This window comes from Paraburkholderia madseniana (genome assembly GCF_009690905.1).
Lineage (GTDB): Bacteria > Pseudomonadota > Gammaproteobacteria > Burkholderiales > Burkholderiaceae > Paraburkholderia > Paraburkholderia madseniana.
The window spans coordinates 1-12,382 of the sequence record NZ_VOSW01000005.1 but is presented as its reverse complement, the minus strand read 5'-3'; the positions used below and the strand labels follow the sequence as shown (position 1 = coordinate 12,382).

Below are 12,382 nucleotides of genomic sequence, written 5' to 3'. Positions count from 1 at the left end.
GCACCTCAAGATGGTTGCAATGGCTGCCACCCCGGTAGCGGCGACCCATCCGATTGGCGCTGGTTGGCGCGCGGCACGAAGCAACGGAAGACAACGGGATATGGCAAGGATCATTGGTGGAATCGGCACGTCGCATGTGCCCACTATCGGCATGGCGTACGACAAGGGCAAGCAGAACGATCCCGCGTGGGCGCCGCTCTTCAAAGGCTACGAACCGGTGGCCGATTGGCTCGCCGAGCGCAAGCCGGACGTGATGGTGATGTTCTACAACGACCACGCGAACAGCTTCTTCTTCGATTGCTATCCGACCTTCGCGCTAGGTGTATCGGCCAATCACGAGTTCGCGGACGAGGGCGCAGGCAAGCGCCCACTGCCGGACATAACCGGTCATCCCGATCTGGCGATCCACATTGCGGAGCAGCTCGTCAACGACGAGTTCGATCTCACGATTTTCCAGGATCGTGCACTCGATCACGGATGCAATTCCCCGCTTTCGCTGATGTTGCCGCACGACGGCGGCTGGCCGATGTCGCTCGTGCCGATGGAAGTCAACGTGCTCCAATATCCGCTGCCCACCGCGAACCGCTGCTACCGTCTCGGTCAGGCGCTGCGCCGCGCGATCGAGTCGTTCGAGCAGGATCTGGATGTCGTGGTGGTCGGCACCGGCGGGTTGTCGCACCAGGTCCACGGCGAGCGAAGCGGCTTCAACAATACTGATTGGGACATCGAGTTCCTCGATCTGATCGTGCATGAGCCGCAGCGTCTCGCCGCGATGAAGCATGTCGACTATGTGCGCCTTGGAGGCGCGGAGAGCGTCGAGACGATCATGTGGCTCGCGATGCGCGGCGCGCTCGGGCCGAAGGTCCGTGAACTGCATCGCAGCTATTACCTTGCGACGAGCACCGCGATGGCCGTGACCCTCTACGAAGAAGAGGTGATGCAATGAACCCGCAACTGATCGGTATCGAGGAATTGACGGGAACGTATCCGTTCGATATCCGCCAGAGTATGAAAGCGATGCGCCTGAACCGCTTCTTCTGGCAGATGCGCGAAGCGCCGGCTCGCACGCTCTGGCTGGAGAACCGGACCGCTGCATACGACGTGGCCAGCCTGACGGCGGAGGAGCGCGCGCTCGTCGACAACACGGACTGGATCGGGCTGATTCAATATGGCGTGTGTTTCTTCGTCCTCGAGAAATTTGCGCGCGTTGTGAAGATCACGAATCTCGGCATGTACGCCAGCATGCGAGGCGAAACACTCGAGGCGTTTCTGAAAACGCGCAGGGTGCCGGAAGCCGTCTAAGGCGACTCGACCCTGCGCCGCATCTTTTTTTAGCGGCTTTTCATTTCAATACCAAGAAGACCTCGGCTTCGACAGAACGCCGGGGCGGGAAACTGTTTTCTCCGGAGACACGCATGAAATCTGCAGACTCAGTCGACATCAAGGCGTTTATCGACGCACGCAAGATGTCGGCGTACCAATGGCTGGTCCTCGTTCTATGTTTTCTGATCGTCATGATGGACGGGCTGGATACGGCCGTGATGGGCTTTGTCGCGCCCGTCATCATGCATGACTGGAATGTCAGCCGGGCTGCCTTCGGTCCCGTGATGAGCGCCGCGATGGTAGGCCTTGCGATCGGCGCGCTGGCGGCAGGGCCGATTGCCGATCGCATCGGGCGCAAGAAAGTGTTGATTGCCTCCGTGCTCTGCTTCGGCTTCTTCAGCCTGACCTGCGCCTTCGCCGACTCACCCGTGGAACTCGTCGCGCTGCGCTTTCTGACGGGCCTGGGTCTCGGCGCCGCGATGCCGAACTCGACCACGTTGCTTTCCGAATACGTACCGTCGCGCAGTCGCTCGCTGCTGCTCACGATCATGTTCACTGGCTTCAACTTCGGTTCGGGGGCCGGCGGATTCGTGGCGGCTTCGCTGATTCCGCACTTCGGCTGGCGCGCGGTGTTCATGTTCGGCGGTATCTTGCCGATCCTCAGTGTTCCCTTGCTGTTGTGGCTGCTGCCTGAGTCCGCGCGTTTGATGCTGGTGCGCAAAATGTCGACCGAACGGATCGCGGCAACGCTCGGCCGCGTCTGCGGACATGTCTTTGGTCAAGACGTGCGCTTCACCGCACCCGAGCCGGTGGTCGCTGCGAAGGCGCCGGTGCGGATGCTGTTCGCGGACGGCTACGCGTTCAGCACGCTGATGCTGTGGCTCACGTACTTCATGGGCCTGCTGATCATCTACCTGCTCACTGGCTGGCTGCCCACGTTGATCAAGGACGCCGGCTTGCCGGTCGAGCGTGCCGCCGCGATCACCGGCATGTTCCAGTTGGGCGGCACCGTGGGCGCCGTTGCGGTCGGCTTCGCGATGGACCGCATGGATCGCAACGCGGTGATCGGTGCTGCGTATCTGCTCGGCGGCGTGTTCATCTTCGCGCTGGGCATGGGCACGCTCAAATCGAACCTGCTGCCGGTTCTCGTTACCTGTGCCGGCTTTTTCATGAGCGGCGCACAGACCGGTCTCAATGCACTTGCCCCGAGCTGTTATCCGACTCGCGCCCGCGCAACCGGCGTGAGCTGGATGCTTGGGTTCGGCCGGCTCGGCGGCATTCTGGGCTCGCTCGTGGGTGGCGCGTTGCTGTCGCTGGGATTCAGTTTCGAAACCGTATTCGCGGTGCTCGCTGTGCCTGCGCTGATCGCTGCTGCGGCGATCGTCATGAACCGTCTCGCGCTGCGCTTCATGACCAGTCCCGTGGCCGACGCCTGAACGCGTCTGCAGCGGTTTCACACAACAGCGTGTTGATTGCTGTGCGCACGGCATCCCTTACCAGAAGTTATTGAAGGAGAGCAGACATGAGTGGCGATTTGAGCGTGAGCGGAAGTGGAAGTGGGCTCAACAAGGGTGAGAGGGCGAATGTGACGGAATGGCCAAACCGCATGGCGATGGTTCGCGCGGGCGTGATCGGCGGATTGATCGGCGCCGTGATCATCTGGATTTACGAAGCGCTTATCTGGGTAGGGGCGCAGCACTTGATGCCGTTGGCGGGCATTCCACGCAACGCGACGGGGCTGGTGTTCGGCAAACAGGTGCAGGAGTCGCTCGGTGTGTGGGCTTATATCGTCGGCACGGGCATTCACTTCGTGTTCGCATCGGCGTGGGGCGTTCTCTTCGCGGCAATCTGGCCTTACTTTCGCCGGCGCGGATACGAAGCCACTTTCGTGGCGCTGTTTTACGCGGTTTTTGCGTGGATCGCGATGCATGTGGCGATCATGATCGCCTCCGATAGCCATCCGAACTACTACGACCCGGCTGTGATCATCGGCGGCTTCATGTCCCATATCTTCTTCACGGTCCCCTTAGCCTTGACGGTAAAGCGACTGCTGCAACCGCAAGGGCAATAGAACAAAGCGTTTGGCGAAGCTCGAGCGTCAATGCCGATTAAAACAATTTCAACAACACGTATGATTTGGAGATCTGGAGAATGAGTAAAAGTATCAGACGAGTAGACGTTGTGCTGTTTGGAGCAGCGATTGCGGCTTGCGTGCCGGCTTTCGCGCAAAACAGCGTCACGTTATACGGTATCGTCGACAACGGCTTTTCTTATACGAACAATCTGACGTCGCTCGGCTCCACTAGCGGAGGAAAATCGGCCGTCAAGATGACGCAGGGTGTATTTGCGGGCAGCCGCTTCGGCCTCAAGGGCGCGGAAGACCTGGGTGGCAACACAAAAGCGATCTTCCAGCTCGAATCCGGCTTCAATTCGGCAAGCGGTGCCCAGCAATACACCAACGCGATGTTCGGCCGCCAGGCGTGGGTCGGCCTGACCAACCCGGCATACGGTACCTTCACGGCGGGCCGCCAATACGCTTCGTACTACCAGTTGCTCTCACCGTATAGCCCGACCACGTGGATCACCGGCTACTACGGCGCGCATCCTGGCGATATCGACGGCCTCGACACGATCTACCGCGCAAACAACACGCTGGAGTACACGTCGCCGAAGCTCTATGGCCTGACGGTGAGCGGCTCGTATTCGCTGGGCGGCGTGGCGGGCAGCACGAACCAGGGCTCGACCTGGGCGACCGCGGTGCAGTATGCGATGGGGCCGGTCGGCCTCGCAGTCGGCTTCTCGCGAATCAACAATTCGACCGCGGGCGGCGGCTCATGGGGCGCGGATTCGACCACCACGAACGGCGGCTCGCAGATCGGCGTATCCGCGTTGACGAACGGCTATCAGACTGCGCAGGCGCAACAGCGTTTCGCGGTGGGTGGCGGCTATAAGTTCAATGGCGCGTGGGATATCACGGCGACCTATTCGAACGTCCAGTACATTCCGGGCAGTGGCTCGAAGTTCCACGATACGGCGATCTTCAATACGGCTGGTACGGTTTTGCACTGGAAACCGGCCGTTGCGTGGGATTTTGGCGCGGGGTACAGCTATACCCGTGCTACACGCGCGAACGGCATTCAGGACAATGCGCAATACCACCAGTTCAATCTCTCCGAGTACTACGCATTGTCCAAGCGCACGGGTTTCTATGCGTTGGAGGCCTATCAGAAGGCGAAGGGCAAGACGCTGGGCACCAACGGCGCCGGGCAGATCATCGACGCCACGGCGACACTCGGCGATGGGTATAACAGTACGCCGTCTTCCTCAGGCAGTCAGTTGGCGGTGGGTGTGGGCATTATTCACCGGTTCTGATTGGTAGTTTTTGCGGTGAGAAAGGCCGGGGGCAGTTCAGACCCGGCCTTTTGCTTTTCGTGAACGCTTGCATGGCCGCGCGCCAGTTACCGAAACCTATTACATCCGAGGTAATTGGCGGGCCGCACACTCACGCCTAATCTTCGGTCATCGCGCAACTCATCCCGAGCGGCGCTTACGATCGAGGACATACCATGTCGACGTTTCACATTCACACGATTGAATCCGCGCCCGAACAATCCAGGCCGGTGCTTCGGCAGCTTGAGCAAAACTTCGGCCTTATCCCCAACATCGCGGGCGCCATGGCTGAATCGCCGGTGCTGATCGGCGGCTTCATCGGTATCTTCCAGAAAGTTCATGCGGGTACTTTCACGGAGGCGCAGATACAGACCCTGTTGCTGACTAACGCAGTGACCAACGCGTGTACGTGGGCGGTTGCGTTTCACACGGCGCTCGCGCTGAAAGAGGGCCTCTCACCCGCCGACGTCGAAGCGATTCGCGATGGCCGCACACCTGCCGATCGCAAGCACGCCGCGCTGTCGACCTTGACGAAAACAGCGATCGAAAAGCGCGGACACCTGGACGATAAGGACGTAGACCCGTTTCTCGAGGCCGGCTTCCGTCAGGACCAGGTGCTCGAGGTCCTCACGGTGCTGGCTGCTTCCACTATCACGAACTACGCCGGCAACATCACAAAGCCTCCGCTCGAAGCGCCGTTCCAGGAATATGTCTGGACCGCGTAGGTCGCGTCTGGAAGGGCCGGTCAGCAACTGGGAGTATGCTGACCGGCGCGGTTCGAACGACCGATTGGCGCCGGACGTCCACGATGCTCCGGCGCCATCGATCACCGAACCTGATCTGTATCGACTAGTGGACCACAGACCGATGAATCCTGCGAATCCTGAAAGGAAGACGCCGCCGAATGAACTCGGCGCATTGTTGCGTCACTGGAGAGACATGCGCGGCATCAGCCAGTTGGACTTGTCGTTCAACGCGGGTGTCTCGCAGCGTCACATCAGCTTTATCGAAAGCGGACGCAGCGTGCCGAGCCGGCAGATGCTGTTGGATATCGCACAGACGCTCGACATTCCTCTGCGCGAACGCAACACGTTGCTATTGGCAGCGGGCTATGCGCCGATGTATGCCGATGGCGCCTGGAACGCACAGGAAATGCAGAGCGTCACGAAAGCACTTGGGCGAATGTTGCGTCAGCACGAGCCGTTTCCCGCGCTCGTCATGGATCGCTACTGGAACGTGCTGATGACCAACGAATCCGCGCCGCGCTTTTTCAATTGCTTCATCGATATGGCTGCGCGCAAGGGGCCGCGCAACATGCTGCATCTGATTTTCGATCCGGATGGAATGCGTCCGTTCGTTGCCGATTGGCAAGCTGTGTCGAATAGCCTGATTCAGCGTGTTTATCGGGAATCGGTCGGTCGCGTGGTCGACGAACAGACGCACGAGTTGCTTGCCGCGCTGCGTGCCTATCCGGATGTGCAGCCTGATTTGAAGGCTTCGCAGCGCACCGTGGAAACCGGGACCGCTGCTGCGGCCATGCCGGTGATCCCAATCGGTTTCGTCAAGGGCGGCAAAGTGCTGAATTACTTTTCAATGGTCGCAACCGTGGGCACGCCGCAAGCCGTCGCGGCGCAGGAGCTGCGTATCGAATGCATGTTCCCCGCAGACGACGAGACCGAAGCGCGTCATCTTGAGATGATCGACGCGGTCCAGCAACAGTATTGAGCGGCAGAGGCAAGCTAATCGCTACTGCCGCTTCGCCTCATGACCAACGGAGCAGATTGCGTGAAGGGGAGAAGCGGCTTGCGCGATCCTTGTCGTCACTCGCCCTGATTGCGGGCGAGTTGCAAGGGCGCGATGTTAGTGGCTTAGTGCCGCGGCAGGTGGCATTTCGGGCGCATGCACCGTGACGGTCTTGCGGACCTTGGCGACATCCGCCGCGCTGACTGTCGAACCGGTGTTGCCCCAACTGTTGCGCACGAAGTTCGTCACGTCGGCGACTTCCTGATCGTTCAGGCGCCAGCCGAAGGCGGGCATCGTGAACGAGGACGGCGCGGTCTTCGTGCCTTCGAGCGTGTTGCCGGCCAGCAGCACGTGAATCAGTGAGGTCGCGTCCTTGCCCTGCACGACCGGATTGCCGCCAAGTGCCGGGAACACGCGCGTGTAGCCGCGGCCGTCACTGCGGTGGCAGGCGGTGCAGTTGTCGCGGTACACGGCGGCGCCGGATGCGCTGGCGTCGCCGGTACGCAGGGCGCGAGCCGCCGTATCGTTGTACACGTACGGCTTTTCGTTCGGATCGGTCGACGGCAGCGTCTTCAGGTAGCGTGCGATCGCCGTGAGATCGGCGTCGTTCATGTGCTGCATGCTGTGCTGCACGACGTCCGTCATGCCGCCGAATGCCGCGCTGTGCTGCGTGCGTCCGGTCTTCAGGAATTGCACGATATCGGCCTCGTTCCACGAGCCGATGCCGGTGCGTGGATTAGCGCGCAGGCTCGACGGGACCCAGCCGTCGATCGCCGCGCCGCCCGCGAGAAACTCGGAGCCGTCGAGATCGCTCAGCGCGCGTTCCTGCATCGTCACTGCACGCGGTGTGTGACAGGCGCCGCAGTGGCCGAGGCCCTGCACGAGGTACGCACCGCGTGCAACCACCGGATCGGCATAGTGTTTCGAATTGAACGCCACGGGATCAGGCGCGAACAGGTAACGCCAGATGCCGAGCGGCCAGCGCATCGACAGCGGCCAGACGATATCGACCGCACGGTTCGTCTGGTGCACCGGCGCGACGCCTTGCGTGAAGTACGCATACAGCGCGTGCATGTCGTCATCGCTCAAACGTGCATACGAGGGGTACGGCATCGCCGGATACAGCGTGTCGCCGTTCGGCCGCACGCCTGCACGGACCGCGCGATCGAATTGCGCGAAGGTCCATGAGCCGATGCCGGTGTTGCGATCGGGCGTGATGTTGGTCGAGTAGATCGCACCGATCGGCGTGTCGAACTTCAGGCCGCCCGCGAAGGGTTTGCCCGATTGCGCTGTGTGACAAGCAATGCAGTCACCCGCACGCGCGAGGTATTCGCCGTGCGCGCTCAACGTCGCGTCGGATTGAGGTGGGAGCGTTGCGGCTTGCGCGGCGAGCGGAACGGACAACGTAGCCGCCACGCAGAATGATGCAGCGCCCACACGTCTGAATGCTTGACCCAGGCGTTTCGTATCGATCTTCTTCTTCATACGCTCACCAGCGGCCCGGGGTTCTTCAGATACTGCGTGCGAATCGCACGCGCCGACCAATAGGCGAGCGCCGCGACGAGGCCGGTCGGGTTGTAGCCGATGCCTTGCGGAAACGCCGACGCGCCCATCACGAACACGTTGTGCACATCCCAGCTTTGCAGGTAGCGGTTCAACACGCTCGTCTTCGGATCGGTGCCCATGATCGCGCCACCGACGAGGTGAGTCGTCTGATAGCGGCGCGAATCGAAGTGCGCGCCGAATTCGCGCGTATAGACGCCGATGGACTTCGGCCCCATCTGCTGCGCGATCTTGTGCATCTGCCCGGTCACGTATTGCGCCATCTTGATGTCGTTGTCCTTCCAGTCGAAGGTCATACGCAACAGCGGCTGGCCGTAGGAGTCGCGATAGGTCGGATCGAGGTCGAGGAACACGTCGCGGTACGACATGTTGGAGCCGTGCGCGTCCATCGAAATGGTGTGTGCGTAGTGGTCCTTTACCGACTTCTTCCAGTCCACGCCCCAGTTGGGCGTGCCGGCCGGTGTCGCGATGCCGCTGATCGGTTTGGTGCCCGCCTGATTCACCCACAACGGCGAGCCGCCGACAAAGCCGAGCGGACCGTGATCGAAGTTATCTGCATTGAAGTCGTCGACGGCGACGCCGTTGCCGCCCGCGCCGATGAACGGATTGGTGAAGGTGTCCTTGTCGAAGAACGCGGTGATCGTCGAGAGGTTCTGATACGCGAAATTACGGCCGACGACGCCTTCGCCCGAGATCGGGTCATACGGCTTGCCGATACCTGACAGCAGAAGCAGGTGGACGTTGTGATACTGGAACGCCGCGACGATCACGAGATCCGCAGGCTGAAACACTTCGTTGCCCGCCGGATCGACGTACGTGACACCCTTGGCGCGCTTTTTCGTATCGTCGAGTTCGACGCGCAGCACGTGGCAACGCGAGCGCAGTTCGAAGTTTGGCGACTGCTTCAGCGCCGGCAGGATGTTCAGATTGGGCGACGCCTTCGAGTACATGTAGCACGCGTAGCCGCTGCAGAATCCGCAGAAGTTGCACGGTCCCATCTGCACGCCGTACGGGTTCGTGTACGGACCCGACGTATTCGCCGAAGGCAGGCGGTACGGGTGCAGTCCGATCTCGCGCGCGGCCTTGCCGAAGCGTTCGGCCGAGTAGGTGTTCAACTGCGCGGGGAGCGGGAAGTTGTCGCTGCGCGGCGCGTCGAACACGTTACCGTCGCCGACCACCTTGCCGTTGACCTTATAAGCCTGGCCCGAGGTGCCGAACACTTTCTCGGCGAAGTCGAAATGCGGTTCGAGTTCGTCGTAGCTGACGCCGTAGTCCTGGATCGTCATCCCGTCCGGAATGAAGCGCTTGCCGTAGCGTTCTTCATAGTGACTCTTCAGACGCAGTTCTTCCGGCGTGATGCGGAAATGCACGCCCGACCAGTGCAGCCCGGCGCCGCCGACGCCTTCGCCCGGCAGAAACGCGGCAAGCTGCCGGTAGGGCAGTGCCGTATCGCCGACGTTATGACGGATCGATACGGTGGTCTTGGAGAGGTCGAGGAACAGCTTCTTGCGGACATTGTAGGTCAGCTCGTCGATCGTGTTCGGATATGCGCCGTCCGGATAGGTGTCGCGATACTCGCCGCGTTCGAGCGCGACCACTTTGAGGCCGGCCTCGGTGAGTTCCTTCGCGAGGATCGCACCGGTCCAACCGAAGCCGACGATGACCGCGTCGACGTGCGGTTTGGTTTGTGTGGTCATCAGGTGCGCTTTCCTTCAATCGACACGGGGCCATACGGATAGGCCTGACCGTTCTGGTTGACGAAGTCCATGAAATCGGCGCGCGCGCCGGGGAAGCCGATCATCTTCCAGCCGCCCATGTCGCGATTGCCGCTGTGGATCGGGTCGCAGAAATAGCCTTCGCGGGTGTTTTGCAGCAACTGGCCGAAGAAGACGCCGGCCGGGACGTCCGCGAGATCGATCTTTTCTGTCTCCAGCGCGGTGAGCACGGTGTCGCGTGTGGGTGCGTCGAGGGCGTCGAACGGATGCGCGTAGGTCTTCGTGCAGTAGGCGTTGACCGCCGCGATGCCGAGCCGGTACAGATCGCGTGGCACGAGTTTCAACTGATAGCCGAGTTCCGGCGCGCCTTGCGTGAATGGGCCCTGCATGTACCAGAGCGCGCCGTGCGCATACGGCGTGTCCATCTGCCGGTCGATGAACTCGGGCACGCCGGCTTCGACCGCGCCCGGGCCTTCGCTGTCCGATGGAATCAGGCGATCGACCGCCGCGTGGATGAACGCCCATTCCTTCGCGTCGAAGAAATGCGGCTTGTAGTCGGCGCCGGTGGCCGGGCCCGCGGAGGCGGCGCCGCTCGCGCCCTGAGCAGTCGTGGCGGATTGCTTGACTTCACAGCCGGCGAGGGTCCCGGCGGGAACCAGCGCAACAGCCGTGCGTAAGAAGCCGCGGCGGGAGGTAAGAGGAGAGTGAGCCATATTGTTCTTTATCGCGAGATGGGAGCGCGCCGTGGTGCGCACGGGCGGTCGTCGGATTTCGGCGCCATAGTAAATGGAACCGGTTCCAAAGTGTCTCTACTTTTTTACAATAAGCTGTTTCATGAAGTGATTAAATGTCCCTTTGAAGGAAATATGTCTTTCAAATCATAGGTGTTTTTTAGCCTGTGTGGCCTCTGGGCGGCCCGGGCGGAGCGATGTGAAACTGACGCGAAAAAGCGACGTTTTTGCGCAGGCATGGCTATGAGCGGCCGTTCGAGTGGACGTGGTTTACCCGTGCTTACGGCACGCTGACGATGGCGAGCGGTCGCCGGCCGGGCCTGAGACGGCCATACGGATCACGCGAATCCCGCTATATCTTCCAGCCCTATTGCGCCGGCTCCGGCGCGGGAATACTTTTCGCCTGCCGCAAACGCGCGAAAACAGATAAAGCCTACAAATTGAAAGAAATTCCGCGCTGAAGGGCTCTTTTCGACGCCTGTGCCACGCGCCGCCGGAGGCACACATCACGACGACCATCAAGGAGACAAGCTGTGCTTCCCGCAACCATGCCGATCAACGTTGGCAATACCGCTTTCATGCTGCTGTGCGCGAGCCTCGTCATGCTGATGACGCCGGGTCTAGCGTTTTTCTACGGCGGCCTCGTCGAACGCAAGAACGTGCTGGCGATCATGATGCAGAGCTTCATCTCGCTCGCGTGGACAACCGTGCTGTGGTTCGCGTTCGGCTACTCGATGTGCTTCGGCCCAAGCTGGCACGGCATCATTGGTGACCCGACCTACTATGCGTTCCTGCGCGGCATTACGCTGCAAACCATGTACACGGGCAATGACGCGGGCATTCCGCTGGTGGTCCACGTCGCCTATCAGATGATGTTTGCGATCATCACGCCGGCGCTGATCACAGGTGCGTTCACCAACCGCGTGACGTTCAAGGCGTACTTCCTGTTTCTGACCGGCTGGCTGGTGCTGGTGTATTTCCCGTTCGTGCACATGGTCTGGAGTCCGGATGGACTGTTCGCGAAGTGGGGTGTGCTCGATTACGCGGGCGGCATTGTGGTCCACAACACCGCCGGATTCGCCGCGCTAGCGTCGGTGTTGTATGTGGGACGCCGTCAGACCCTCACGCACAAGCCGCACAACGTGCCGTTGATCGCGCTCGGCACGGGTCTGCTTTGGTTCGGCTGGTACGGCTTTAACGCCGGCTCCGAGTTGCGCGTCGACGCCATCACGGCTTCGTCTTTCCTGAACACCGACGTCGCCGCTTCGTTCGCTGCCATCACGTGGCTGCTGATCGAATGGGCCAACGCACGGCAGCCGAAATTCATCGGCTTGCTGACCGGCTCGGTCGCCGGCCTCGCGACCATCACGCCCGCGGCCGGCTATGTGTCGTTGAGTACCGCCGCGATAATCGGAATTTCTGCTGGCGCGATCTGCTATTACGCCGTTGCACTGAAAAACCGGCTCGGCCTCGACGACGCGCTCGACGTGTGGGGCGTGCATGGCGTGGGAGGCCTCGTCGGTACCGTTCTGCTCGGCGTGTTCGCGTCGAAGGCGTGGAATCCGAATGGAGCGGATGGCCTGCTGTTGGGTGGCGGCGGTTTCTTCGTCAAGCAATGCGTGGCGGTATGCGTGTCCGGCGTCTGGGCGTTCGTGTTCACGTGGGGCATGTTGTGGTTGATCAACCGCGTGACACCCGTTAAGGTCGGTGAAGCCGCCGCGCAGCACGGGCTCGATACCGAGTTGCATGGCGAAGTGGCTTATCTGGACGCGTAAGCAGAAGCACAAGGTTGAGGTTGACCCGGTTCGACGGATAGATTTGCAGTTGAGTCTAATGCGGTGTGGCACCTCCCGATAAGGTTGAATCGCGGGTTGTCCACGGTCGGGCGGCGGGTCGCCTGTCACGACCACGACGCTG

Annotated in this window: 11 protein-coding genes; 8 read left to right on the top strand and 3 right to left on the bottom strand. The window is 61.2% G+C overall.

The genetic code is table 11. The features are described 5' to 3' along the window. The first annotated feature begins 100 nt into the window (after positions 1 to 100). The 7 genes from FSO04_RS03955 (at position 101) to FSO04_RS03925 (ending at position 6,438) form a co-directional block, all read left to right on the top strand. Positions 101 to 946 carry a gallate dioxygenase gene (locus tag FSO04_RS03955; RefSeq protein ID WP_154558466.1) on the top strand — a complete coding sequence of 282 codons (846 nt, stop codon included), beginning with the start codon at positions 101 to 103 and terminating at the stop codon, positions 944 to 946. Continuing rightward, positions 943 to 1,302, top strand: coding sequence for a protocatechuate 3,4-dioxygenase (locus FSO04_RS03950; RefSeq protein WP_154558465.1), 360 nt, complete (start codon positions 943 to 945; stop codon positions 1,300 to 1,302). Before FSO04_RS03955 ends, FSO04_RS03950 begins: the two co-directional genes overlap by 4 nt. 113 nt (positions 1,303 to 1,415) lie before the next feature. After that, complete coding sequence (locus FSO04_RS03945) at positions 1,416 to 2,759, top strand: MFS transporter (RefSeq protein WP_154558464.1); 1,344 nt, start codon at positions 1,416 to 1,418, stop codon at positions 2,757 to 2,759. 86 nt (positions 2,760 to 2,845) lie between these two features. Beyond that, positions 2,846 to 3,394 carry a hypothetical protein gene (locus FSO04_RS03940; protein WP_154558463.1) on the top strand — a complete coding sequence of 183 codons (549 nt, stop codon included), beginning with the start codon at positions 2,846 to 2,848 and terminating at the stop codon, positions 3,392 to 3,394. Between the two features lie 80 nt (positions 3,395 to 3,474). Then, positions 3,475 to 4,695, top strand: coding sequence for a porin (locus FSO04_RS03935; protein WP_154558462.1), 1,221 nt, complete (start codon positions 3,475 to 3,477; stop codon positions 4,693 to 4,695). Positions 4,696 to 4,889: 194 nt separating this feature from the next. Continuing rightward, on the top strand, positions 4,890 to 5,438 hold the full coding sequence (locus FSO04_RS03930) for a carboxymuconolactone decarboxylase family protein (protein WP_154558461.1): 549 nt from the start codon (positions 4,890 to 4,892) through the stop codon (positions 5,436 to 5,438). Positions 5,439 to 5,580: 142 nt separating this feature from the next. After that, entirely contained in the window at positions 5,581 to 6,438 is an 858-nt protein-coding gene (locus FSO04_RS03925) for a helix-turn-helix domain-containing protein (RefSeq protein WP_154558460.1), read from the top strand. Between the two features lie 135 nt (positions 6,439 to 6,573). On the opposite strand, the gene FSO04_RS03920 is transcribed toward FSO04_RS03925, so the two are convergent. Genes FSO04_RS03920 through FSO04_RS03910 form a run of 3 tightly spaced genes read right to left on the bottom strand, consistent with a single transcriptional unit; the run spans position 6,574 to position 10,447 of the window. Continuing rightward, on the bottom strand, positions 6,574 to 7,941 hold the full coding sequence (locus tag FSO04_RS03920; RefSeq protein WP_154558459.1) for a c-type cytochrome: 1,368 nt from the start codon (positions 7,939 to 7,941) through the stop codon (positions 6,574 to 6,576). After that, positions 7,938 to 9,716 (bottom strand): GMC family oxidoreductase, encoded by a 1,779-nt coding sequence (locus FSO04_RS03915; RefSeq protein ID WP_154558458.1) that lies wholly within the window; start codon positions 9,714 to 9,716, stop codon positions 7,938 to 7,940. Before FSO04_RS03915 ends, FSO04_RS03920 begins: the two co-directional genes overlap by 4 nt. Beyond that, positions 9,716 to 10,447, bottom strand: a complete 732-nt coding sequence (locus FSO04_RS03910) for a gluconate 2-dehydrogenase subunit 3 family protein (RefSeq protein ID WP_154558457.1) — start codon at positions 10,445 to 10,447, stop codon at positions 9,716 to 9,718. Before FSO04_RS03910 ends, FSO04_RS03915 begins: the two co-directional genes overlap by 1 nt. A gap of 551 nt (positions 10,448 to 10,998) precedes the next feature. Here FSO04_RS03910 and FSO04_RS03905 point away from each other — a divergent pair. Beyond that, positions 10,999 to 12,240, top strand: a complete 1,242-nt coding sequence (locus FSO04_RS03905; RefSeq protein WP_199203006.1) for an ammonium transporter — start codon at positions 10,999 to 11,001, stop codon at positions 12,238 to 12,240. Positions 12,241 to 12,382: the final 142 nt, after the last annotated feature.

What these genes read in the sequence shown, in the direction of transcription:
- FSO04_RS03935 (WP_154558462.1), top strand. Translation starts at nt 3,475, where the DNA reads ATGAGTAAAAGTATCAGACGAGTAGACGTTGTGCTGTTTGGAGCAGCG.
- FSO04_RS03945 (WP_154558464.1), top strand. Translation starts at nt 1,416, where the DNA reads ATGAAATCTGCAGACTCAGTCGACATCAAGGCGTTTATCGACGCACGC.
- FSO04_RS03955 (WP_154558466.1), top strand. Translation starts at nt 101, where the DNA reads ATGGCAAGGATCATTGGTGGAATCGGCACGTCGCATGTGCCCACTATC.
- FSO04_RS03920 (WP_154558459.1), bottom strand. Translation starts at nt 7,941, where the DNA reads ATGAAGAAGAAGATCGATACGAAACGCCTGGGTCAAGCATTCAGACGT.
- FSO04_RS03925 (WP_154558460.1), top strand. Translation starts at nt 5,581, where the DNA reads ATGAATCCTGCGAATCCTGAAAGGAAGACGCCGCCGAATGAACTCGGC.
- FSO04_RS03940 (WP_154558463.1), top strand. Translation starts at nt 2,846, where the DNA reads ATGAGTGGCGATTTGAGCGTGAGCGGAAGTGGAAGTGGGCTCAACAAG.
- FSO04_RS03950 (WP_154558465.1), top strand. Translation starts at nt 943, where the DNA reads ATGAACCCGCAACTGATCGGTATCGAGGAATTGACGGGAACGTATCCG.
- FSO04_RS03915 (WP_154558458.1), bottom strand. Translation starts at nt 9,716, where the DNA reads ATGACCACACAAACCAAACCGCACGTCGACGCGGTCATCGTCGGCTTC.
- FSO04_RS03930 (WP_154558461.1), top strand. Translation starts at nt 4,890, where the DNA reads ATGTCGACGTTTCACATTCACACGATTGAATCCGCGCCCGAACAATCC.
- FSO04_RS03910 (WP_154558457.1), bottom strand. Translation starts at nt 10,447, where the DNA reads ATGGCTCACTCTCCTCTTACCTCCCGCCGCGGCTTCTTACGCACGGCT.